Here is a 23,580-nt window from a genome sequence, read left to right on the forward strand (position 1 = left end):
GGGCGAATACCGGTATGCGCGCCAGGTATATGCGTCTCGTCATATGACCGAGATGATATATCGAGGCGGGAGAGCGGTATTGGACTGTTATGCCGGATCAGCGGCACAATGGCCCGCCTCCGCCTCCGCCTCCGCCTCCGCCTCCGCCTCCGCCTCCGCCTCCGCCTCCGCCTCCGCCTCCGCCTCCGCCTCCGCCTCCGCCTCCGCCTCCGCCCGCGCCGGACGGCCGCCGGCGCGCAGGCGCCGGGCGACATGCGGCGGGAGCAGGGGCGCGTGGTCGCCGAGGGCCTCCAGGAACGAGACGGTGACCGGGTCCGGGCCGGTGCGGGTGTAGCCGGTCAGCCGGCGGCGGACGGGCGGATCGGGGCGCAGGAACGCGCCGCCGAAGTGCGGCGGGATGGTGTTGGCGGGCACGAGCGTGGGGCCCAGCCCGGCCGCCGCGTACCCGATGGCGGACGGCGCCTGCTCGGTGCGCACCGCGACCCGGGGCCGGAACCCGGCGTCGGCGCAGGCCCGTTCGAGGATGTCGGCGAGGCCGCTGCCCGGGGTGAAGTGCACCCACTCCCGCTCCGCGAGGTCGGACAGGCGGACGCGCGGCGCTCCCGCGGCCGCCGCCACGGGGTCGCCGACGCCGGTGACGACCAGGAACTCCTCGTCGCCGATGTGCCGCGCGGCGCCCTCCCAGCCGTCGGGCAGCGGGCCGACGGCGACGTCGGCCTGGCCGGCGGCCATCGCCTGGGCCATCTCGTCCGCGCGGCGGTGCTCGAACAGCCGGACCCGCACTCCCGGATGCCGCGCGCGCCACAGCCCCAGCACCGTGGGCAGCACGCCGAGACTGATCGAGTAGAGGGCGGCCACGTGCAGCTCGCCGGTGGAGACGCCGGCGGCCCGGCGGGCGGAGACCGTGGCGCGGCCGGCCTCGGCCAGGGCGGCGCGGGCGTGCGGCAGCATCGACCGGCCGGCCGGGGTCAGCCGTACCCCGCGTGGCAGCCGCTCCAGCAGCGGGCCGCCGATCTCGCGTTCCAGTGCCTGGAACTGGTGGGAGAGTCCGGGCTGGGTGACGCCGAGGCTCTCCGCGGCCCGGGTGAAGGACCCCTCGTCCACGATGGCCACCAGATATTCCAGCTGCCGCAGCGTTGCCATGCGCTCAGCATATGGAAAAGATGACAAGGATCTCTTGGACTTATGGGTCCGTGATGGAGCAGCATGGACGCGCACCGGAGGCGGTCGGCCGTACCGCGGTGGCGGCCCCGTCGTCCCGACCGTTCACCCGCGGATTTTCGGACAGGAGATTCCCATGAGCGAGACCACGATGCGCGCCGTCGGCTACCGCAGGAGCCTGCCGGTGGACGACGGGGAGAGCCTGATCGACCTCGAACTGCCCGTCCCCGAGCCGGGACCGCGTGACCTGCTGGTGCGGGTGGCGGCCGTCGCGGTCAACCCCGTCGACTACAAGGTCCGGCAGAACAACGACCCGGGCGGCGAGCCGAAGGTGCTGGGCTGGGACGCCGCGGGCACCGTCGTCGCGGTCGGCGACCAGGTGGAGCTGTTCGAGGTCGGCGACGAGGTCTACTACGCGGGCGCCATCGACCGTCCCGGCGCGAACTCCGAGTTCCACGCGGTCGACGAGCGTCTCGCCGCGCGCAAGCCCGCCACCCTGTCCTTCACCGAGGCCGCCGCCCTGCCCCTGACCTCGCTCACCGCCTGGGAGGGCCTGTTCGAACGGCTCGGCCTGCACGACGGCCCGCTGAACCGGACCGGCGCCCTGCTGGTCACCGCCGCGGCCGGCGGCGTCGGCTCGATCGCGGTCCAGATGGCCCGCGCGCTGACCGGCCTCACCGTCATCGGCACCGCGTCCCGGCCCGAGACCGCCGACTTCGCCCGCAGGATGGGCGCGCACCACCTGGTCGACCACCGTGAGCCGCTGGCCCCGCAGCTCGCCGAGATCGCCCCGAACGGCCTGGACCTCGTCTTCAGCACCACCGGCACCGACCGCAACCTGCCCGCCTACGCCGAGACGCTCAAGCCCTTCGGCCGCGTCGTCGCCATCGACGACTTCGACTCCCTGCCGATCGGCGTGCTGAAGGCCAAGAGCATCTCCTTCCACTGGGAGTTCATGTTCACCCGTTCCCTGTTCCAGACCCCGGACCAGGCCACGCAGCACCACATCCTCACCCAGGTGGCCCGCCTGGTGGACGCGGGCGTCCTCACCACCACCGCCACCCGGGACCTGGGCGCCGTCAACGCCGCCAACCTCCGCGAGGCCCACCGCGTCCTGGAGTCCGGCGCCGCCATCGGCAAGATCACCCTGACCGGCTTCTGATCCGGCCGCCGGCCGCGTCCCGGTGTGCCCCGGCGCTCCGGGGCGGCACCGGGCGCCCCGTGCGGCACCGGGCCGGCACCGGGCGGTGCCGGGAAGTACGGTGCGCCCCACATATATAACTAAATCGGCATATCAAGGCTGAAGAGCGGTATTGGACTGTTATGTCTGACCGGCAGCACAATGGCCGCCATGAAGCCCGCGCACTACGTCAACGGCGCCTTCTCGACGGAGGGGGCGGCCTTCCCGCTCGTCTCACCCGTCGACGGACGCCAGGTGGGAGCCGTCCCCGAAGCGTCGCGTGAGACCGTCGACGCGGCGGTGACCGCCGCCCGGTCGGCCCTCGACGGCGACTGGGGGCGGACGAGCGTCGAGGAGCGGTGTGCGTTCCTGCGCCGGATCGCCGACGGCATCGAGGCCCGGTTCGACGAGTTCGTCGACGCCGAGACCGCCGACACCGGCAAGCCGCGCGAACTCGCCGCGACGGTGGACATCCCGCGCGCGATCGGCAACTTCCGCGCCTACGCCGACCTGGCCTACGGCCGCCCCGAACGGGCCTACCAGACCCGCGTCCCGGGGTGGAGCGGCAGCGGCCAGGCGCTGAACTACACGGTCCGCCGCCCGCTCGGCGTGGTCGCCGTCGTCTCGCCGTGGAACCTCCCGCTGCTGCTGCTCACCTGGAAGGTCGCGCCCGCGCTCGCCGCCGGCAACGCGGTCGTCGCCAAGCCGTCGGAGGAGACCCCGTCCACCGCCACCCTGCTCGCCGAGGTGATCGACGCGGCGGGGCTCCCGCCCGGCGCCTTCAACCTGGTCCACGGCCACGGCGCGGGCGCGGCGGGGGAGTACCTCACCTCGCACGCCGGCGTCGACGCGATCGCCTTCACCGGCGCGTCGGCCACCGGGGCCGCCATCATGCGCGCCGCCGCCGACCACGTCACGCCGGTCTCCTTCGAGCTCGGCGGCAAGAACCCGGCGCTGGTCTTCGCCGACGCCGACCTGGCGGAGGCGGTCGAGGGGACCGTACGCTCCGCCTTCACCCACTCCGGCCAGATCTGCCTGTGCACCGAGCGCGTCTACGTGCAGCGGCCCGTCTTCGAGGAGTTCGTGCGCGCCCTGGGCGAGCGGACGCGGGCGCTGACCGGCTACGGTCCCATGATCTCGGCGGAGCACCGCGACAAGGTGCTCTCCTACTACCGCCTCGCCGCCGAGGAGGGCGCCACGATCGTCGCCGGCGGCGGCGTGCCCCGCTTCGGCGACGAGCGCGACGGCGGCTTCCACGTCGAGCCGACCGTCCTGACCGGCCTGCCGGAGAGCTCCCGCGTGGTCCGCGAGGAGATCTTCGGGCCCGTCTGCCATGTCGCGCCGTTCGACGACGAGGACGAGGCGGTCCGGCTGGCCAACGACAGCCCGTACGGCCTGGCCGCCACGGTGTGGACCACCGACCTGTCACGCGCCCACCGGGTGGCGCCGCGCGTCGAGGCCGGCATCGTCTGGGTCAACTGCTGGAACCTGCGGGACCTGCGCACCCCCTTCGGCGGGGTGAAGGCGTCCGGCATCGGGCGCGAGGGAGGCGAGTACTCACTCGACTTCTTCTCCGAGCCCGTCAACGTGTGCGTGAAGATATGAGGTCGTCCGTGACTGTGAGTTCGTCCGTGACAGAGGAGCAGGAGACGGCGCGCCGCGCCGCCGCGGCCCGGCTGCTGGAGGCCCACGCCTCCGGCCGCCCGTGCGAGCCGGTGCGCGACCTGGTCGGCGACGTGGAGTCCGCCTACGCCGTGCAGAGCCTGCTCACCGAGCGGTGGCTGGCCGAGGGCCGGCGCCCGGTCGGCCGCAAGATCGGGCTGACCAGCAGGGCGGTGCAGCGCCAGCTCGGCGTGGACTCCCCGGACTTCGGGGTGCTGTTCGCCGACATGGCCGTGCCGGACGGCGAGGAGATCCCGGCCGGGGCCGTCCTGCAGCCCCGCGCCGAGGCGGAGGTCGCGCTCGTCCTGGAGCGTGACCTGACGCACGAGCGGCACACGGTCGCCGACGTGATCCGTGCGACGGCCTTCGCGTTGCCCGCGATCGAGGTGGTCGGCAGCCGCGTCCGCGACTGGGACATCACCCTGGCCGACACCGTCGCCGACAACGCCTCCGCGGGCGTGTACGTCCTCGGCACCCGTCCGGTGGCGCTCGGCGACGTCGACCTGCGGCTGGCGGGGATGGTCGTCGAACGGCGGGGCGAGCAGGTCTCGACCGGCGTCGGCGCGGCCTGCCTGGGCCACCCGCTGCACGCGGCGGTGTGGCTGGCCGACACGCTGGCCCGGCTCGGCAGCCCGCTCCGCGCCGGGGACACCGTGCTGACCGGGGCGCTCGGGCCCGTCGTCCCGGTCGCGCCGGGCGACGTGCTGGAGGCCCGCATCGACGGGCTCGGCGACGTGCGGGCCGCGTTCGCCCCCGAGGAGACGGAGGAGAGGGCATGAACCGGCTCGCGGAGATCCTGGACGAGGCCGCGCTGACCGGCCGGGCGGTGCCCCGGCTCACCGACCGGGCCGCGCTGGACGTGCCCGCCGCCTACGAGGTGCAGCGGGCGGTGATCGAACGGCGCCGCGAGCGCGGCGAGACCCTCATCGGGGTCAAGATGGGCTTCACCAGCCGCGCCAAGATGGTCCAGATGGGCGTGGACGACGTCATCTGGGGCCTGCTCACCGACGCCATGCTCGTCGAGTCGCACCTCGACACCTCCGGCCTGATCCACCCGCGCGTCGAACCGGAGATCGCGTTCCTGCTCGACCGGCCGGTGCGCAACCCCGCCGACGCGGCCGCCGCCGTCGGCGCCGTCGCCGTGGGCTACGAGGTGCTCGACTCCCGCTACGAGAACTTCAGCTTCACCCTGGAGGACGTCATCGCCGACAACGCCTCGGCCTGCGGCTTCGGCCTCGGTCCCTGGCACTCCCCGCGCGACGTCGGCAACATCGGCCTGCTGCTGGAGGTGGACGGCCGCCCCGTGGCGAGCGGGTCGTCGGCGGCGATCCTCGGCGACCCGGTGCGGTCGCTGACCGCCGCCGCGCGGCTGGCCCACGCCGCCGGGATCGAGCTGCAGCCGGGCTGGGTCGTCCTCGCCGGCGCGGCCACCGCGGCCGTGCCCCTCCCGGCCGGCGCCCACGTCCGGGTCAGCGGCGCCGGCCTCGGCCACGTGGAGGTGACCACCCGGTGAACCCCGACAGGACGGACGAGAAGGACGAGGGTACGGTGAACGAGAGTACGGCCGGCGACGCGCTGCTGGTCCCGGGCAAGGCCGCGCCGCGCGGCAGGTTCCCGCACGTCAGGCGGGCCGGTGACCTCGTGTTCGTCTCGGGCACCAGCTCCCGCCGCCCCGACGGCACCTTCGCCGGCGCGAAGGCCGACGCGATGGGCACCACCGACCTGGACATCCGCCTGCAGACCAGGGCGGTCATCGACAACATCCGCGACCTGCTCGCCGCGGCGGGCGGGGACCTGCGGGACGTGGTCAGCGTGACGGCCTACCTGGTCAACATGAACGACTTCGGCGGCTACAACGAGGTCTACGGCGAGTACTTCGACGAGAACGGCCCGGCCCGCACCACCGTCGCGGTCCACCAGCTCCCGCACCCGCACCTGCTCATCGAGATCTCCTGCATCGCCCACATCCCGCAAAGGAGCGCAGCATGATGCCGCCCTTCAACCTCCAGAAGTGGATCGACGAGCACCAGGACCTGCTCCGGCCGCCCGTCGGCAACGTGCAGATCTGGAAGGACGCCGACCTGATGGTCACCATCGTGGGCGGGCCCAACCAGCGCACCGACTTCCACGACGACCCGATCGAGGAGTTCTTCTACCAGCTCAAGGGCGACATGGTGCTGCGCGTGATGGAGGAGGAGGGCAAGCCCCCGGTGGACGTGCAGATCCGCGAGGGCGACGTCTTCCTGCTGCCGCCGCACGTGCGGCACTCCCCGCAGCGTCCGGTGCCCGGTTCGATCGGCCTGGTCGTGGAGTACGCCCGGCCCAGGGGCGAGCTGGACGCCTTCGAGTGGTACTGCGTGAACTGCCACCGGCGCGTCCACCGCGCCGAGCTGCAGCTGGAGTCGATCGTCGAGGACCTGCCCCCCGTCTTCCAGGCGTTCTACGACGGCGACCGCACCTGCCCGCACTGCGGGACGACGCACCCCGGCCGGGACTGGCCCGAGCACCTGCGGCCGGTGGTCCGGTGACCGGGCGGAGCGGGCGCCCGCCCGCGGGCACGGGACCGGGTACGGCGGGCACGGGATCGGGATCGGGATCGGGGGAAGCGTCCGCATGACGGTCATCGACGTCCACGCCCACGTCTTCCCGCGCATCTCCCGGGAGGAGAGCCGGGTCCTCGCGGGCGCCGGCGAGCCCTGGCTGCGCGACGGCATGATGATGAGCGGCGAGGACGACTACCGCCCCGTCACCCCCGAGCTGTGGGACGCCGCGGCGCGCCTTGCGGCGATGGACCGCTCCGGCGTGCGGGTGCAGGCGGTCTCCTCGACGCCGCTGCTGTTCGGGTACGCCGCCGCCGCCGACCGCGCCGCCGACTGGTGCGAGATGGTCAACGACCGCATCCTCGCCTACTGCGCCCAGGACCCCGCCCGGCTGCTGCCGCTGTGCCAGGTCCCGCTGCAGGACCTGGAGCTGGCGAGCACGGCGGTCACCAAGGCCAGGGCCGCCGGGCACCGCGGGGTGCACATCGGCAACCACGTGGGCCCCCGCAACCTCGACGACCCCGACATCGTCGCGTTCCTCACCCACTGCGCCGACGAGGACATGCCGGTGCTGGTGCACCCGTGGGACATGCTCGCCGCGGACCGCATGGGACGCTACATGCTGCCGTGGCTGGTCGGGATGGCCGCCGAGACCCAGCTCGGCATCCTGTCGCTGATGCTGTCCGGCGCGTTCGAGCGGCTGCCCTCGTCGCTGCGGCTCTGCTTCTGCCACGGCGGAGGCAGCTTCGCCTTCCTCCTCGGCCGCGCCGACAACGCCTGGCGCAACCGCGACATCGTCCGGAAGGACTCGCCCAGGCCGCCCTCGGCGTACACCGACCGCTTCTACGTCGACTCGGCGGTGTTCGACCCGCGGGCGCTGCGCCTGCTCATCGACGTGATGGGCGCCGACCGGGTCATGCTCGGCACCGACTTCCCCTTCCCGCTGGGCGAGCAGGAGCCGGGCTCGACCGTCCGGGAGTGCCCCGGCCTCGACGACGCGGACCGGGCCGCGATCCTCGGCGGCAACGCGAAGAGGTTCCTGGGGCTGGACTCATGACGGGGAAGGCGCCGTGACCCTCGCGCACACGCCCCTGGGGACGTTGCGGGGCCTCGACGCCGGAGGCGTCCTCGCGTTCAGGGGCGTGCGGTACGCGGCCCCGGCCCGCCGCTTCGCCGCTCCCGTCCCCGCCCGGCCGTGGCGGGGCGTCGCCGACGCCCTCACCCCCGGCCCGCCCGCGCCGCAGCGGCCCGGCCGGATGGCCTGGGTGCCCGGCCTGGAGATCGACCCGTCCACCGGCCGCGAGGACTGCCTGTACCTGAACGTCTGGACCTCCTCGTGCGAGGGACGGCGGCCGGTGCTGGTGCTCCTGCACGGCGGCGCGTTCGTGTTCGGCTCCGGCGCGCAGCGCATGTACGACGGCGCCGCGCTCGCCCGCGACCACGGCCTCGTCGTGGTGACCGTGAACTACCGGCTCGGCTACGCCGGGTTCCGGTACGACGGCGCCGTACCGGCCAACCTCGCCCTGCGCGACCAGATCGCCGCACTGGAGTGGGTGCGCGGCAACATCGCCGCGTTCGGCGGCGACCCGGACCGGGTGACCCTCGCCGGCCATTCGGCGGGCGGCACCAGCGTCCTGGCCCTGATGACCTGCGCCCCCGGCCTGTTCACCCGGGCCGTGGCGATGAGCCCGGTGCCGTACGGCTTCGCCACCCCGGCCGAGGCCGCCGCCTGGACCTCTGCGGCCGGCCGCGCGCTCGGCGCGGACCCCGTCGGCGCGTCCGTGGACGCCCTGCTGGCCGCCGAGGAAGCGGCCGTACGGGCCGTTCCGCCGGTGGGCGGGCTGCTGCCGGTCGCGCCCGTGGTGGACGGCGACCTGCTGGCCGTCCACCCGATGGAGGCGATCCGGTCGGGCGCCGCCGCCCCGGTGCCGCTCCTGGTGACGACCACGACCGAGGAGATGCGGCTGTTCGCCGCGATCGGCGGTGACGACCCGGAGAACCAGGAGATCTTCCAGCGGCCCGCGGAGGAACTCGTCCGGGCACACCGGGGCCCCGCCCGGCTGCTGGTGTGCGCCCACCGCTCGCCCATGAGCCACGGCGGCGTCGCGCTCGGCGCCTGCCACCTCGTGGACGTGCCCCTCTACCTCGGCAACCACGGCACGCCCCTGACCGGCGAGGGGCCCGGGGTGGAGGAGCTCGCCGAATCGATGACCACGGAGTTCGCCCGGTTCTGCCGCGGCGAGGAGGTAACGGAATGAGCAGAGCCAAGGTCGCGATCATCGGCTCGGGCAACATCGGCACCGACCTGATGATCAAGGTGATCAGGACGTCGAAGACGCTGGAGGTCGCGGCGATGGCCGGGATCGACCCCGACTCCGACGGCCTGGCCAGGGCCCGCCGCATGGGCGTGACGACCACGCACGAGGGCGTCGAGGGCCTGATCGGGCTGCCCTGCTTCGACGACGTCTCGGTGGTGCTGGACGCCACCTCGGCCGGGGCGCACCGGCGCAACGAGGCGGCGCTGCGCCCGTACGGAAAGCGGCTGATCGACCTGACGCCCGCGGCGATCGGCCCCTACGTCGTCCCGGCCGTCAACCTCGACCGCCACCTGGACGAGGGCAACGTGAACATGGTCACCTGCGGCGGACAGGCCACCGTGCCGATCGTCGCCGCGGTGTCGCGCGTGGCCCCCGTCGCCTACGCCGAGATCGTCGCCTCGATCGCCTCCCGGTCGGCCGGCCCCGGGACCCGCGCCAACATCGACGAGTTCACCGAGACGACGTCGCGCGCCCTGGAGGTCGTCGGCGGCGCCCGGCGCGGCAAGGCCATCATCGTGCTCAACCCGGCAGAGCCGCCCGTCATCATGCGCGACACCGTGTACTGCCTGGTCCCCGAGTGCGACCCGGCCGCGGTCGCCGCGTCGGTGAAGGAGATGGTCGCCGAGGTCGCCGCCTACGTGCCCGGCTACCGGCTCAAGCAGGAGGTGCAGTTCCGCGCCGTCGGCGCCGGCGACCCCCTCGCCGGCCTCGGGGGCGAAGGGCTGCTCGTCTCGGTGTTCCTGGAGGTCGAGGGCGCCGCCCACTACCTGCCCGCGTACGCCGGCAACCTGGACATCATGACGTCGGCGGCGCTGCGCGTCGCGGAGAGGACGGCCGCCCGATGAAGCTCTACGTGCAGGACGTGACCCTGCGGGACGGCATGCACGCCATCCGCCACCGCTACACCGCCGAGCAGGTCGCCGCGATCGCCGGCGCCCTCGACCGGGCCGGCGTCGCCGCGGTCGAGATCGCGCACGGCGACGGGCTGGCCGGCGGCAGCGTCAACTACGGCCCCGGGGCGTGCCTCGACGAGGAGTGGATCGAGGCCGCCGCCTCGGCCATGTCCCGCGCCGTGCTGACCACGCTGCTGCTGCCCGGCATCGGCACCGTCGCCGACCTGCGCCGCGCCCACGCGCTGGGCGTGCGGTCGGTGCGGGTGGCGACCCACTGCACGGAGGCCGACATCGCCGCGCAGCACATCGGCGTCGCCCGCGAGCTCGGCATGGACGTCGCGGGGTTCCTCATGATGTCGCACATGGCGCCGCCCGCCGAGCTGGCGCGGCAGGCGAAGCTGATGGAGTCCTACGGCGCGCACTGCGTCTACGTCACCGACTCCGGCGGCCGCCTCACCATGGACGGCGTGCGCGAGCGGGCCCGCGCCTACCGCGACGTCCTCGACCCCGGCACCGAGATCGGCGTGCACGCCCACCACAACCTGGGGCTCGGCGTCGCCAACTCGGTGGTCGCGGTGGAGAACGGCGTGACCCGCGTGGACGCCTCCCTCGCCGGGATGGGCGCCGGAGCGGGCAACTGCCCGCTGGAGGCGTTCGTCGCGGTGGCGGACCTGATGGGCTGGGACCACGGCTGCGACCTCTTCGCGCTGATGGACGCCGCCGACGACCTGGTCCGGCCGCTGCAGAGCCGTCCCGTCCAGGTCGACCGGGAGACGCTCACGCTCGGCTACGCGGGGGTCTACTCCAGCTTCCTGCGCCACGCGGAGGACGCCGCGGCCCGCTACGGGCTGGACACCCGGAGCATCCTCGTCGAGGCGGGCCGCCGCGGGATGGTCGGCGGGCAGGAGGACATGATCGTCGACATCGCCCTCGACCTGCGGACCTCCCGGGACGGCTGAGCGGCGTTCCGCCGGCGAGCACCGGACGGCGGTCGGGACGGCCCTCCCGCGCCCCCCGCCGTCCGATGACGGGGCGCGCGTCGGCCCGCCGGGCCCGGACGCGCGGGCCCGGGGGCCAGGGCGGAGCCGCGCGAGGGTCAGCGGCGGCGGGCGCGTGAGACGGCGGCGTGGGCGCGGTTGGCGCAGCGGGTGGAGCAGAACAGGCGACGCCCCGGGCGGCTCCGGTCGAGGAAGGCGTCGCGGCAGGGGGTGGCGGCGCACAGGCGCAGGCGTTCCCACTCGCCCGAGGACGCCAGGGACAGCAGGTCGTCGATGGCGCGGGCGGCCAGCAGGACGGACAGGCGGTCCTCCGCGGGCGCCGGGCGGAGCAGGGGCAGGCCGTCGGCCATGGTGATCGCCGGGCGCAGGGGCAGGGTGCCGGCCCAGGCGGCGAGGGCGGCGGCGCGGCCGGCGGGCGCCGTGGCGAGGATCCCGCGCAGCCGGGCGCGGGTCTCGCGGGCCTCGGCGAGGTCCGCGGGGGTCGGGGGCGCGGGCGCGGGGATCGACAGCGCCCGGCAGAACAGGGCGAGCGCCTCCACGGACGGAAGGCGCTCGGGGACGTCGAGGTATTCGTCCCAGGTGTTGGCCAGGTCCAGCGCCACCAGGCCGGTTTCCGCGTATTCCCGCATCCGAGCGCCTCCGATAACGACTTAACTCAATTTAACCCATGACAACCTCGGAGTCGACTGCTACCGTCAGGCGTATGAAGCAGGTAACCACTGACAGGCGGCTCACTCTCCTCGACGCGCCCTCCAACCTCGGGCTGCGGCCACCCGCCCCGGACACGGTTCCGGGCGTTTACAAGGCCCCCTGGGCGTTGCGCGATCACGGGCTGCTCCGGCGGCTCGGCGCGGACGACGCGGGAGCCGCGGTGCCGCCCCGGTACGTGGCCACCTGGCAGCCTGGCGACGGCGTGCGCAACGGGCAGGCCATCGCGGCGTACACCCGGCGGCTGGCCGACCGGATCGCCGCGATCAGGGAGTCGGGCGGCTTCCCCGTGGTGCTGGGCGGAGACTGCTCGATCCTGCTCGGGCCCGCCCTCGCGCTGCGCCGCACCGGCAGGTACGGACTGGCCTACCTGGACGCGCACGCCGACTTCCGGCACCTGGGCAACTCCCCGCACGTCGGGGCGGCCGGCGGGGAGAGCGTCGCGCTGGTGACCGGGCGTGGCGAGCCGCACCTGGTGGACATCGACGGGCTGCGGCCGTACGTGCGCGACGAGGACGTGGTGCTGATCGGCGTGCGGGAGGACGAGGACCTCGCTGACATCGAAGGCAGCGGGCTGGCCTGCGTGAGCGGCGCCGAGGGGGCGCTGGAGGCGGCGCGCGGGACGCTGGGGCACGACGGCTTCTGGATCCACCTCGACCCCGACGTGCTGGACCCGGAGATCCTCTCGGCGGTCGACTCGCCGGCGCCGGGCGGGATGACGCCGGACGAACTCGTCGGGATCCTGCGCGGACTGCTCGCCATGCCGGGGGCCGCCGGGCTCCAGTTGACGATCTTCGACCCCGACCTCGACCCCGACGGCGCCCAGGCCGCCCTTCTTACGGACATCCTGGTGGCGGCGCTCACGTGACGTCCCCCGCAGACCTCGACCTGCGTGAGCGATCGGTCCTCTCAGCCGGACGCCCGGGTGGGCGTCGCGGCCTGTCCGGGCCGGCTCGGTGGTCGTGGCGGGGTCGCGCGCCGCAGGGCCGGGGTCACAGCCAGCCGTACCGGAGCCGGTACGGGTCCCGGCCGGCGGGGAAGGTGCGCTCGTAGAACGCGTCCTTCAGGCTGCCGGTGAACGCCGAGGCCGCCAGCGCGGGGGCGATATTGATCATGAACATCACCATCGTCGTCAGCTGGGACCCGAGGAACCGCGCGATCAGCCGCCCGGCGGGGGTGAACGAGAGGGCGGCGTGGGCCACCAGGGCGGCCACTGTGACGGACGCCGTCCAGTACGCCGCCTTGTGCAGCGCGTTGAGCTGCTCGATGAGGCCGTTCAGGCGGGCGGCCATGTCGGAGGCGAAGTCGGCCAGGTCGATCCCGCCCCTGATGAAGGAGAAGATCCGCTCGTCGGAGGCGTTCCTGGCCACGCCGCTCCAGTCGCCCGCGGCGAGCTCGTGGATGGCGGCCAGGTCGCCGCCGAAGATCTGCCTGGCCCTGCGGGCGATCTCGTCCCACCCGAGCGCCGCCCGGTTGAGGTCGGCGTCGGAGGGGACGGCCAGCAGCTCCCAGACGACCCCGGCGGCCAGCGCCATCAGCGAGAACCGCCGCGCGAAGTGCAGGACACTGGTCGTCGACCTGCTCAGCACCGCCGACTGCGACTTGACGGTGACCATTCCGCCCTTGCGGTCGATGTACCAGGTGTGACCCGGCGGGGCCGGGGATCGGCCGGACGCCAGGGCCTCGCGGACGATCGGATTCTTGCCGCGGAGGTAGGGCGACGCCTTCCGGGCCCGGCGCGACTCCAGCGTCAGCTGCCGCCATTCGGGATAGCGCTTCAGCGCCCAGGAGTCCACGCCCAGCCCCAGGACGCCCACGCCGAGCAGCCCCCGGTGCAGCCAGCTTCCGTCGCTGCCGCTGTCGGCGTCACCGGGCGGTCCCGCCGGGGAGGACGGCTGCTCCTTGAAGCGCCCCGAGCCGTCGGGCGCCCAGCCGACCGTGTAGAGCAGCTCCTGGACCCGGGGGCTCTCCGCGTTCAGGTAGCCCCTGTCGGTCTCGGCCGCGAGCTCGGAGATCCGCCGCCCCTCCTTGACGGCGAAGTCCAGCTCATCGTGCCAGGCGTTGCGGTACTTCTCGTACGACCTGCGTCCCATCTCGGCGCCCCACCCGAACGCGCCCGAGGGCAGGGCGCACTCCGTCTCCAGGATCCGCCTGATGTCGTTCAGCTGCTCGTCGATGGAGTCCAGGTCCACGGCGGCGCGCGCCATGGTGCCGTGCCGGTACCCGTAGCCGTTCGAAGCGACCATTCCGTGCCTCTCTCACGCTCGCGGCCCGGACCGCCCGAGGTGCCCACCGGGCGGCCCGCGGAGTTCGAAGATCATATTGGAGGACGGGGTGATGCGCCCTGCCTCAGGACGTTCGTTCGCGGGCCGATGTCCCCCGCCGGGATCGGCACCGGGGTACGGCGGGCCGCCGAGGCGTAGGCCGCCAGCACGACCTCCAGCACGTGCCGTCCGTGCGCCCCGGTCACCGCCGGTTCCCGGCCGGACCGTACGGCGTCGGCGAAGTCGGCGAGCTGGGCGGCGAAGGCCGCGGGGACGTCGTCGCCGCCCGGCCGGTGCAGCCAGGTCGTCGTGCCGTCCCGGTGCAGCGCCGTGCCGGTGTGGGGGGAGACCGACAGCGTGCCGCGCTCGCCGACGACGACGATCTCGTCGTGCGGGGCGGGCGGGCCGGTGGAGGTCACCGCGACCTGCGCGGCCGGCCCGCCCGACAGCGCCAGCCTGACCAGCGCGTCGGTCTCCACGGGGGAGAGGCCGGCCGGCCCGGCGGCGGGCAGGGAGCTGGTCATCGAGGCGTCCACCCGCTCGACCCGCCGGCCGGACAGCCACACCAGCCGGTCCACGCTGTGCGCGCCGATGTTGATGAACACCCCTCCGCCGGACAGCCCCCGGTCGAGGAACCAGCCGGGCCGCGAGCCGGGCCGGTAGTCGGAGCCGCGCCGGTCGGACATCATCAGCGGCTCACCGATCCCTCCGGCCGCCAGGGCCGCCATCGCCGCGGCCTTGTCGGGCAGGAAGCGCTGGACGTGCCCGACGGCCAGCCGTACCCCGGCGGCGGCGCACGCGGCGATCATCAGGTCGCAGTCGGCGAGCGAGGTGGCCATGGGCTTCTCGACCAGGACGTGCAGCCCGGCGGCGGCGGCGTCGCACACGATCGCGGTGTGCAGCGCGTGCGGGGTGGCGACCACCACCGCGTCCACCTCTCCCGAGGAGAGCAGCTCGCGGTGGTCCCGGTACACCGGCGCGCCGTGGGGCGCGGCGATCCGGCGCGCGGTCTCCGGGTCCACGTCGCACACCGCGCCCACCCGCACACCGGGCACCCGCGGCGCCGCCTCGGCGTGCAGCACGCCGACGGCGCCCGCGCCGACCAGTCCCAGACGCAGCTCAGCCATCGGCGGCCTCCCTCGGGTGGGCGCCGCACGACCGGCGCACGACGACGCCGGGGCGCAGCCGTATCTGGTGACGGGGCAGATCGGGCTCACCCAGGCGGCGGAGCAGGAGTTCGGCCGCCTGGCGGCCGAGATGTCGCTTGGGCGGGGAGACGGCGGTGAGCGGCACCTCCGCCAGCTCGGCGATCTCGTCGTCGTAGGAGACGACCGCCAGGTCGCCCGGTACGGCCAGGCCCGCCCGCCGGGCGGCGGAGACCACCATGATGGCCTCGCGGTCACCGAAGCAGACGACGGCCGTGGCGCCCTCGGCGACGACCCGGCGCACCTGCGCGTCGGCGACCTCGGAGTTCCACTCGCCGTACGGGGCGGAGAACGGCTCGGCGGCCCGCAGGCGCAGGCCCGCGACGGCGGCGGCGAAGCCCCTGCCGACCGGGGCGCTGGTGGGGTTGCCCGAGCGGGACAGCAGCGCGAGGCGGGTGTGGCCGAGCGAGGCCAGGTGGCGCACGGCCGCGTACGCCCCGGCCACGTGGTCGGTGCGGACGTGCTCGCTGGGGTCGTCGCCGTCGTCCAGGCCGCGCTCGATCAGCACGGTGGGCACCGGCAGGGCGGCGAGGCGGCGGACGAGCGCGGCGGGGTCGGCGCTGCCCAGCAGGGTGGGGACGACGAGCAGGCCGTCCACCCCGGAGTCGAGCATGCGCCGCAGCGCGGCGTCCTCCTCCTCGGGCCGGTAGCGGGAGCAGGTCAGCAGCAGCCGCGCCCCGGCGGCGGTCAGCACCTCCTCGACGCCCTCCAGCACCTTGGGGTAGTACAGGGCGGTGTCCGGCACGACCACGCCGACCATCGCGGCCCCGCCGTGGACGGTCATGGTCCGCGGGACCGCGAAGGTGCCCGCCCCCTGCCGCCGGATCACGAGCCCCTCGGCGACGAGCTCGTCCACCGCGCGGCGGACGGTGGTGAGGCTGACCCGGTGCGCCCTGGCGAGCTCCTGCTCGGTGGGCAGCTTCGCGCCGCCCGCCCAGACGCCCGAGCGGATCGCGGTGCGCAGGTCGGTGGCGAGCTTGCGGAACTTCAGCTCCCGTGAGTCGGGCACGGCGTCACCCGCCGCCCGGTACGGCGCCGGGGCCGGACGGCCTTCGGAACGGGGGGCCGGGCGTCCGGCGGCGGGGGAGGGGGCGGTTCAACGGGCACTCCTGCGGGATCCGGGTCCCCTTCCGAAGGAGAAGGGGAGGAACAACGGCCCCTCCGTGAGGGGAGGGGATGACGGCATCTTGATCATGGATTCATCTCGTCGTCAACGGATGATTCAGAGAGGAATCCGGTAAATCCCGGGTCGCCGGGCGTCGGCAGATGACAGATCCGGAAAAATCGGTGATTAGTTCTTTATTCATATGTTTTTCCTCCCGTTGGATACGGCCAGTCCGATCCCAGGGAGGCACCCGTGGTGGAGATCACTCGCAGGACCGCGCTCCGGGCCGGCGCGGCGGGCGTGGCCGGAGCCGTGCTCCCGCTCCCCGGCGCGGCGCCCGCCGCCGGCCGGGCGGCCGCCCGCGACGCCGCGCCCGGGGACCCCGGGGACCTGGAACGGCGCGCGCTGGCCATGGACCCGCCGGTCTTCCTGCTGGAGACCGCCGTCCCGCCGCAGCTCACCGCCGGGCCCGGCTCGGCCCTCACGATCAGCGACCGGGCCGCGATCTGCGGGCGCCACTCGCTCCGCTGGGAGCACGGCGACCGCTCCATGATCACCGTCGAAGCTCCCCTGAGGTTCGCCCCCGACCCCTACCGGCCGCTGGACGACCAGGCGTGGCAGGGCACCGTGGACACCTTCTCCGTCTGGATCTTCAACGAGACGCCGGCGGACGACGTGGTCCGCTTCGAGTTCGGCCGCGGCGACCGAACCGACGCCTGGTTCGAGTTCCGGCTCGGCTTCACCGGCTGGCGGACGGCCTGGGTCCGTTACGACTACGACATGCGCGGCCGGCCGCACCCCGGCATGGACACCCTGCGGATCATCGCGCCCCGCCGTACCGGGGTCCTCCACCTCGACCAGCTCATCCTGAACGCGCCGCTGCGGCCCGACGCCCCCTGCCGCGACGCCCAGGTGCCGGACATCGCCGCCGAGGGCGACGACTACGACGCCCAGCACTGGCAGGCGCTGTACCTGTTCGACCGGCTGCTGGCCCGCGCCCGGATGGACACCTCCCCGCCGTCGGCGGAGGAGACCGCCTCCCTGCGCACCCTCACCGCCCGCTACCGGGACGACTACCTCCTGACGCCGGTGACGGTGGACGACTCCTCGGTCGCCGCGCTCACCGCCCAGGTCACCGCGTACGGCGTGCCCGAGGCGACCTCGACGGGGACGGGACGCCCGGTCTTCTCCTACCAGACGCAGATCCACCCCGCCGCGATCGCCGCCGAGCTGAAGGCGTTCGCCGACCCGGTCGCGCTGGGCGCCTACACCGACCTGATGCGGAGCCTGGCGCTGGCCCACGCCTCGGCCGGACCGGCGCACCGGCCCGCGCTCGCCGACCTCTACGTCCGCATGACCGCCCACCTGAGGGACCAGGGCTGGACCTGGGGGAGCTGCCAGGGCACCATCCACCACCTGGGCTACAACGTGCGGGGCTACTACGACTCCGTGTACCTGATGAGGGACGTCCTGCGGGAGGCCGGGCTGTTCGAGGGGGTCCGCGCGGACCTGACGTGGCTGTGCGGGTTCGGCCGCGTCTTCCGCGACCGGACGCACCGCCAGGCCCACTGCAGCGTCATGGACATCCTCAACACCACCCTGCGCGGCATGCTCGCCGCCGCGCTGCTGCGCGACACCGACGCCGAGCGGATCGCCTGGCTGCGGGCGCTGCTCGACTGGCTGAACCGGGCGCTGCTCCCCACCGCGGGAATCCAGGACGGGCTCAAGGTGGACGGGGCCGTCTTCCACCACGTCGGCTTCTTCCCCGACTACGTCCGCGACGGCTTCACCGGCCTGGCCCCGCTGGTCTACGTGCTCAGCGGCGGGGCCTTCCGCCTCGCCGACGAACCGCACTCCTGGCTGAAGCGGGCGCTGCTGGCCATGCGCGTCTACGCGAACAGGAACCACTGGCCCATCTCGATCAGCGGGCGCAACCCCAGCGGGCTGACCGCCCTGTCGCCGGTGCCGTACCAGTGGATGGCGATCTCCGGCACCCCCGGCGGGAGCGGCGACGTGGACCCCGAGCTCGCCGCCGCCTTCCTGCGGCTGCTGCCCGCCGCGCCGACCGCGGCGCAGAGGAAGGTCGCCGAACGGCTGGCGGCCCGCGGCGTCACCGCCGAGGCCGCCCCCACCGGCAACTGGGCCGTCAACTACGCCGCCCTGGCCGTCCACCGGCGCGACGAGTGGCAGGTCACGGTGCGCGGGCACAACCGGTACCTGTGGAGCACCGAGATCTACGAGGGCGCCAACTGGTACGGCCGGTACAACACCTACGGGCAGATCCAGGTGCTGCACCGGGGGAACCCGGTCGGCAACGCCGCCAGCGGCTACGTCCAGCAGGGCTGGGACTGGAACCGCCGGCCCGGCGCCACGACCGTGCACCTGCCGCTCGACGAGCTGAAGGGCGACCTGACCGGGGCCATCGAGGAGATGCTGCTCACCGACTCGCGGTTCGGCGGGGCGCACACCATCGACGGCCGAAACGGCATGTTCGCCATGGAACTGCGCGAGCACCCCAAGTACGAGGGCTCGCACCGCGCGCTGAAGTCGGTCTTCCTGTTCGACGACCGGATCGTGGCCGTCGGCACCGGCATCGGCAACGACTCCCGGCACGAGACCGAGACCACGCTCTTCCAGACCCACCTGGCCGCCCGTACGGACCCCACCCACGTCGGCGCCGCCGAACCCGTCACGGCCTTCCCCTACACGGCGGCGCCGGACATCGCGCCGCGCTGGCTGCTGGACGACAAGGGCGTCGGCTACTACCTGGCGCCCGGGCAGCGGATCGGCCTGACCCGATCGGCCCAGACCTCCCGCGACAACGCGACCGAGGCGCCGACCACCGGCGACTTCGCCACCGCCTGGATCAGGCACGGCGTCTCACCCCGCGACGGCGGGTACGAGTACGCGATGGTGGTCGGCGCCACCCCCGAGCGGATGACCGCCTTCGCCGCCGCGATGGACGACCCGGCGGCGGCGCCGTACACCGTGCTGCGCGCCGACACGGTCGCGCACGTGGTGCGCGACCGGGCCACCGGGATCACCGGCTACGCGGTCTTCTCACCCCTGAGGGACGCCGAGGGGCCCGTGCGCGAGGTGGACACGCCCTCCATGGTGCTCGTCAGGGCCGACGGGGACGACGGGCTGGCGCTGGCGGTGTGCGACCCCGACCTGCGGCTCTACGGCGGGATCGACCCCGACCAGTACGAGCGCGGCCGCTACGTCGGCCACTACAGCCCCTGGTCGCGGCCATGGCTGACCAGCCCGAGCCACCCGCACCTGATGCGGGTGACGCTGCGGGGACGCTGGCGCGCCGACGGCGACCAGCCGTGCGAGGCGCGGGTGCGGGGCGAGGCGACCGCGGTGCGGTTCGAGACCGTGGACGGCCGGCCGGTGCAGGTGCGCCTGCGGCGGGCGTGACCCGGAGCCGCGCGTGACCCGGAGCCGCGCGTGACCCGGAGCCGCGCGGGGCGCGGCGGCGTCCGGGATCGCGGGGGTCGGACGGTGGCGTCCGGGGATCGCGGGGGTCGGACGGCGGAGAGGGGACGCGGGGCGGCGGTCCCCGGCGCGCGGGGTCAGCCCCGGTCCGTCCCGGCGGGCAGCAGGACGCGGAAGACCGTACGGCCCGGCCGGCTGTCCACGCCGACGGTCCCGCCGTGCGCGGTGACCACGGCCCGGACGATGGCCAGGCCCAGGCCCGTGCCGCCCGAGGCGCGGGAGCGCGCCTTGTCGGCCCGGACGAACCGCTCGAACAGGTCGTCCCGGATCTCCTCCGGGATGCCCGGCCCGTCGTCGGCCACGGCCAACTCCACCGGCCCGGGGCCGCCGAGGCCGCCGGAGGACCCGGGACCGCCGGAGACCCCGGAGACCCCGGAGGCGCCCGGACCGTCCGGAACCTCCGGGTCTCCGGCGCCTCCCGGACCGCCGGGCGCGGGCGAGGCGGCGCGGACCGAGACGGTGACCGTGGTGCCCGGCGGGGTGTGCGAACGCGCGTTGCCCAGCAGGTTGGCGACGACCTGGTGGATCCGGTCGGCGTCACCGGTGATCGTGACCGGCTCCTCCGGCAGCTCCAGCCGCCAGCGGTGCCCCGGCGCGGAGACCCGCGCGTCGCCGGTCGCGTCGATCACCACGCGCGTCAGGTCCACCGGGTCGCGGGCCAGCGGCCTGCCCGCGTCGAGCCTGGCCAGCAGCAGCAGGTCGTCGACGAGCTTGCCCATCCGGGAGGACTCGGCGTCGATCCGCTCCAGGGAGCGCCGCACCTCCGGCGACACCTCGCCCGGGTCGCGCCGGGCCAGCTCGGCGTGCGCCCGTACGGTCGCCAGGGGGGTGCGCAGCTCGTGGCTGGCGTCCGCGGCGAACGTCCGCATCCGCTGCTCGCTGGCGTGCCGCCGGGCGAGGGCCTCCCCGACGTGGCCCAGCATGCGGTTGAACGCCGCACCCACCTGGCCCACCTCGGTCCGCGGGTCCTCGTCCGGCACCCGGTCGGGCAGCGCCACCTCGCCACTGGCCAGCGGGAGCGTGCTGACCCGCCGGGCCGTGGCCGCCACCCGCTCCAGCGGGCGCAGCGACAGCCGTACCCAGACCGTGCCCGCCACCCCGGCGAAGACCATGGCGGCGGCGAACACCACGACCTCGATGAACTGCAGCCGGTGCACCGTGGCGTTGACGCCCTCCAGCGGCAGGCCGTTGACCAGGACGTCGCCGTCCCCGCCGTCGACCGCCATGACGCGGTAGTCGTCCAGCGCCGACAGCTCCACGCTGTGGCCGTGGCCGTCCGTGGGCACCGACGCCAGGACGGCCGCGTCGTGCGCCGACAGGCCCCGGCCGGGTTCCGGGTCCGCCTCGCCCGGCACGACCACGGCGGCGTCGGTCACCCGGCCGCCCACCAGGCGGACGCCCAGCGTGCCGGGGGACTGCCCGCGGCTGTCGCCGTACCCGCCGTACCCGCCGCGCTCCCGGCGGTGCTCCAGGGTGGCGGCGAACTTGCCGACCGTCACCGACAGCTGCTGGTCGAGGCGGTCCACCATGAACCGCTCCATCGCCAGGGAGGTCACCGCGCCGACCCCGGCGCAGACCAGCGTGAGCAGCACGAGCACCCCGGCGACCAGGCGGGCCCGGATGGTGCGCGGCACGGGGAGGCCGGCGGCCGTGACACGTGGCGGACGGAACCTCACGGCCGCAACACGTATCCCACGCCCCGCACGGTGTGGATCAGCGGCGGGCGGCCCGCGTCGATCTTCTTGCGCAGGTAGCTGATGTACAGCTCCACGACGTGCGCCTGGCCGCCGAAGTCGTAGGACCAGACCTCGTCGAGGATCTGGGCCTTGCTGAGCACCCGGCGCGGGTTGAGCATCAGGAAGCGCAGCAGCTCGAACTCGGTCGGCGTCAGCTCCACCAGCTCTCCGCCGCGGGTCACCTCGCGCGCGTCCTCGTCCATCACCAGGTCGCCCACGGCCAGCCGGTCGCCCCCGGCGGAGACCCGCGCCATGCCGGCGCGGCGCAGCAGGCCGCGCAGCCGGGCCAGGACCTCCTCCAGGCTGAACGGCTTGGTCACGTAGTCGTCCCCGCCCGCGGTGATCCCGGCGACCCGGTCCTCCACGGCGTCCCTGGCGGTCAGGAACAGCACGCACACGTCCGGCGACTCCGCGCGCAGCCGGCGCAGCACCTCCAGACCGTCGATGTCGGGCAGCATGACGTCGAGCAGCACCGCGTCGGGGCGGAACTCGCGGGCGGCGCCCACCGCGGCCGTGCCGTCGGTGGCGCCGCGCACCTCCCAGCCCTCGCGCCGCAGGACGGCGCAGAGCACCTCCACCAGGTCGGGCTCGTCGTCGACGACGAGGACGCGGACGGGGGCGCCGTCGGGCCGCAGGAGCGCGGGGAGGCCGCCGGAGGCGGGATCACGGGAAGTCGCGTGCATGGTGGTACCAGAGTCCTCCTCGTCGCCCGTGCGGCTCCTCTGAACCGCCTCTGAGAATCCTATGAATCGTCACCGTATGAACGGGTTCAGAGGAAAACGAGAGGTTCCGGGGGCACGGTGAATCACGTTCGACGAGAGGAGAAACATCCGTGACCACCACCCTCGCCGGAACGGGCCGGGCCGCCTCCGGACCCTCCCGGGCCGTTCCCGCCGGGGGCGTCCGGGCGCGTCCGGAGGCCGTCCTGGCGGCCGTCGCCGCCGGGACGCTCGCCGTACTGGTCCTGTGGTGGGTGAACACGCCCGCCGTCGCCGGACCGGACGGCTGGCTGACCGAGGCGGGCCGCGTCACCGGCCTGCTCGCCGGATACGCGATCGCGGTGCTGCTGGCGCTGATGGCCCGCGTCCCCGCCCTGGAGCGGGGGGTGGGATCCGACCGGCTGGCCCGCTGGCACTCCATGGGCGGCCGCTACGTCGTCGGGCTGGCGGTGGCGCACGCGCTGCTGATCACCTGGGGCTACGCGGTGACCGAGAACACCGACGTGGTGAGCGAGACGGTGACGCTGAACCTCACCTACCCGGACATGCTCAAGGCCACCGTGGCGCTGCTGCTCCTGGTCGGCGTCGGCGCCGTCTCGGCCCGCGCCGTCCGGCCCAGGATGTGCTACGAGACCTGGTTCCACCTGCACTTCTACACCTACCTCGCGGCCTGGCTGGCGTTCGGGCACCAGCTCGCCACCGGTGACGAGTTCATCGGGTCGGCCCCCACCCGGGCCGCCTGGTACGCCCTGTACCTCTCCGTCGCCGCGCTGCTCCTGTGGTACCGCTTCCTCACCCCGGTACGGCAGGCGTTCCGGCACCGCCTCCGGGTCGCCCGGATCGTGCCCGAGGCCCCCGGGGTCGTCTCCGTCCACATCACCGGGCGGAACCTGGACCGGCTGCGGGCCGAACCCGGCCAGTTCTTCCGGTGGCGGTTCCTGACCCGGGACCTGTGGTGGTCGCCCAACCCCTACTCGCTGTCGGCCCCGCCCACCGGCGACGAACTGCGGATCACCGTCAAGGACCTCGGCGACCAGAGCCGCCGGATCGCCCGGCTCCGCCCCGGCACCCGCGTGGTGGCCGAGGGCCCCTACGGAGCGTTCACCGCGTCCCGCCGCACCCGGCGCAAGGTGCTGCTCATCGCCGGGGGAGTGGGCATCACCCCGGTGCGCGCCCTGTTCGAGTCGATCCCGGCGGCCCCCGGTGACCTGACCCTCCTCTACCGGGCCCGCACCGCCGACGACCTGGTGTTCCGCGCGGAGCTTGAGGAGATCGCCACCCGCCGCGGCGCGGTGATGCACTCCTGCCTCGGCCCCCGGAGCGGGATCGGCGACGCGTTCGCGCCCGCCACGCTCCGCGAGCTCGTCCCGGACCTCCCCGGCCACGAGGTCTACGTCTGCGGGCCCGCCGGCATGACCGCCGGGGTGGTGTCGGCGCTGCGGGCCGCCGGGGTGCCGAAGCGGCACATCCACCACGAGGCGTTCGAGTTCTGAGAGCCGGCCCTCCGGAACCGGCCTCCGAAGCCGGTCCGAAGCCGCATCCGAAGGCCGGTCCGAAACCGGGCCGCTGACAGGCGGCCCGAAGCACTCCGCA

At 74.3% G+C, this 23,580-nt stretch carries 20 protein-coding genes; 13 read left to right on the forward strand and 7 right to left on the reverse strand.

Going from position 1 to position 23,580, the window contains the following annotated elements; all coding sequences use genetic code 11:
• Positions 1–87 precede the first annotated feature (87 nt).
• Positions 88–1,143, reverse strand: coding sequence for a LysR family transcriptional regulator (locus IEZ10_RS20345; protein WP_189248093.1), 1,056 nt, complete (start codon positions 1,141–1,143; stop codon positions 88–90).
• Between the two features lie 154 nt (positions 1,144–1,297).
• Between IEZ10_RS20345 and IEZ10_RS20350 the strand changes: the two genes are divergently transcribed.
• From IEZ10_RS20350 to dmpG, 10 genes are all read left to right on the forward strand, one after another.
• Positions 1,298–2,323: a zinc-binding alcohol dehydrogenase family protein gene (locus IEZ10_RS20350; protein ID WP_189248094.1), complete on the forward strand. Its 1,026-nt coding sequence runs from the start codon at positions 1,298–1,300 to the stop codon at positions 2,321–2,323.
• Between the two features lie 189 nt (positions 2,324–2,512).
• Positions 2,513–3,946 carry a 2-hydroxymuconic semialdehyde dehydrogenase gene (locus tag IEZ10_RS20355; RefSeq protein ID WP_189248095.1) on the forward strand — a complete coding sequence of 478 codons (1,434 nt, stop codon included), beginning with the start codon at positions 2,513–2,515 and terminating at the stop codon, positions 3,944–3,946.
• 26 nt (positions 3,947–3,972) lie between these two features.
• The gene (locus tag IEZ10_RS20360) at positions 3,973–4,782 is read left to right on the forward strand and encodes a 2-keto-4-pentenoate hydratase (protein WP_229811457.1); all 810 of its coding nucleotides are present in this window, start codon (positions 3,973–3,975) and stop codon (positions 4,780–4,782) included.
• A complete protein-coding gene (locus IEZ10_RS20365; protein WP_179827577.1) occupies positions 4,779–5,516 on the forward strand; it encodes a 2-keto-4-pentenoate hydratase in 738 nt (245 codons plus the stop codon). The genes IEZ10_RS20360 and IEZ10_RS20365 overlap by 4 nt, the downstream gene beginning before the upstream one ends.
• On the forward strand, positions 5,513–5,992 hold the full coding sequence (locus IEZ10_RS20370) for a RidA family protein (RefSeq protein WP_229811458.1): 480 nt from the start codon (positions 5,513–5,515) through the stop codon (positions 5,990–5,992). The genes IEZ10_RS20365 and IEZ10_RS20370 overlap by 4 nt, the downstream gene beginning before the upstream one ends.
• Positions 5,989–6,531, forward strand: a complete 543-nt coding sequence (locus IEZ10_RS20375) for a 3-hydroxyanthranilate 3,4-dioxygenase (RefSeq protein ID WP_189248097.1) — start codon at positions 5,989–5,991, stop codon at positions 6,529–6,531. The genes IEZ10_RS20370 and IEZ10_RS20375 overlap by 4 nt, the downstream gene beginning before the upstream one ends.
• A gap of 85 nt (positions 6,532–6,616) precedes the next feature.
• Positions 6,617–7,600 (forward strand): amidohydrolase family protein, encoded by a 984-nt coding sequence (locus tag IEZ10_RS20380; RefSeq protein ID WP_189248098.1) that lies wholly within the window; start codon positions 6,617–6,619, stop codon positions 7,598–7,600.
• Positions 7,601–7,613: 13 nt separating this feature from the next.
• The gene (locus IEZ10_RS20385) at positions 7,614–8,801 is read left to right on the forward strand and encodes a carboxylesterase family protein (RefSeq protein ID WP_189248099.1); all 1,188 of its coding nucleotides are present in this window, start codon (positions 7,614–7,616) and stop codon (positions 8,799–8,801) included.
• A complete protein-coding gene (locus IEZ10_RS20390; RefSeq protein WP_189248100.1) occupies positions 8,798–9,706 on the forward strand; it encodes an acetaldehyde dehydrogenase (acetylating) in 909 nt (302 codons plus the stop codon). The genes IEZ10_RS20385 and IEZ10_RS20390 overlap by 4 nt, the downstream gene beginning before the upstream one ends.
• Positions 9,703–10,713: a 4-hydroxy-2-oxovalerate aldolase gene (gene dmpG / locus IEZ10_RS20395; RefSeq protein WP_179827582.1), complete on the forward strand. Its 1,011-nt coding sequence runs from the start codon at positions 9,703–9,705 to the stop codon at positions 10,711–10,713. Before IEZ10_RS20390 ends, dmpG begins: the two co-directional genes overlap by 4 nt.
• Before the next feature lie 137 nt (positions 10,714–10,850).
• On the opposite strand, the gene IEZ10_RS20400 is transcribed toward dmpG, so the two are convergent.
• On the reverse strand, positions 10,851–11,381 hold the full coding sequence (locus tag IEZ10_RS20400) for a CGNR zinc finger domain-containing protein (RefSeq protein WP_189248101.1): 531 nt from the start codon (positions 11,379–11,381) through the stop codon (positions 10,851–10,853).
• 74 nt (positions 11,382–11,455) lie between these two features.
• Here IEZ10_RS20400 and IEZ10_RS20405 point away from each other — a divergent pair, with 74 nt between their 5' ends.
• Positions 11,456–12,328 carry an arginase family protein gene (locus tag IEZ10_RS20405; protein WP_189248102.1) on the forward strand — a complete coding sequence of 291 codons (873 nt, stop codon included), beginning with the start codon at positions 11,456–11,458 and terminating at the stop codon, positions 12,326–12,328.
• Between the two features lie 124 nt (positions 12,329–12,452).
• Here the strand turns inward: IEZ10_RS20405 and IEZ10_RS20410 are convergent, their stop codons facing one another.
• From IEZ10_RS20410 to IEZ10_RS20420, 3 genes are all read right to left on the reverse strand, one after another.
• Complete coding sequence (locus IEZ10_RS20410; RefSeq protein WP_189248103.1) at positions 12,453–13,706, reverse strand: hypothetical protein; 1,254 nt, start codon at positions 13,704–13,706, stop codon at positions 12,453–12,455.
• Positions 13,707–13,777: 71 nt separating this feature from the next.
• The gene (locus tag IEZ10_RS20415; RefSeq protein ID WP_189248104.1) at positions 13,778–14,851 is read right to left on the reverse strand and encodes a Gfo/Idh/MocA family protein; all 1,074 of its coding nucleotides are present in this window, start codon (positions 14,849–14,851) and stop codon (positions 13,778–13,780) included.
• Entirely contained in the window at positions 14,844–15,938 is a 1,095-nt protein-coding gene (locus IEZ10_RS20420; RefSeq protein ID WP_189248105.1) for a GntR family transcriptional regulator, read from the reverse strand. Before IEZ10_RS20420 ends, IEZ10_RS20415 begins: the two co-directional genes overlap by 8 nt.
• A gap of 348 nt (positions 15,939–16,286) precedes the next feature.
• Here IEZ10_RS20420 and IEZ10_RS20425 point away from each other — a divergent pair, with 348 nt between their 5' ends.
• Entirely contained in the window at positions 16,287–19,454 is a 3,168-nt protein-coding gene (locus tag IEZ10_RS20425) for a chondroitinase family polysaccharide lyase (protein ID WP_189248106.1), read from the forward strand.
• 155 nt (positions 19,455–19,609) lie between these two features.
• Here the strand turns inward: IEZ10_RS20425 and IEZ10_RS20430 are convergent, their stop codons facing one another.
• Both IEZ10_RS20430 and IEZ10_RS20435 read right to left on the reverse strand, forming a co-directional pair.
• Positions 19,610–21,166: a sensor histidine kinase gene (locus IEZ10_RS20430; RefSeq protein ID WP_229811459.1), complete on the reverse strand. Its 1,557-nt coding sequence runs from the start codon at positions 21,164–21,166 to the stop codon at positions 19,610–19,612.
• A gap of 38 nt (positions 21,167–21,204) precedes the next feature.
• Positions 21,205–21,951: a response regulator transcription factor gene (locus IEZ10_RS20435; RefSeq protein WP_189248107.1), complete on the reverse strand. Its 747-nt coding sequence runs from the start codon at positions 21,949–21,951 to the stop codon at positions 21,205–21,207.
• Positions 21,952–22,100: 149 nt separating this feature from the next.
• Here IEZ10_RS20435 and IEZ10_RS20440 point away from each other — a divergent pair, with 149 nt between their 5' ends.
• Positions 22,101–23,480 carry a ferredoxin reductase family protein gene (locus tag IEZ10_RS20440; RefSeq protein WP_189248108.1) on the forward strand — a complete coding sequence of 460 codons (1,380 nt, stop codon included), beginning with the start codon at positions 22,101–22,103 and terminating at the stop codon, positions 23,478–23,480.
• Positions 23,481–23,580 lie beyond the last annotated feature (100 nt).

This window comes from Streptosporangium pseudovulgare (assembly GCF_014648055.1).
GTDB classification, from domain to species: Bacteria; Actinomycetota; Actinomycetes; order Streptosporangiales; family Streptosporangiaceae; genus Streptosporangium; species Streptosporangium pseudovulgare.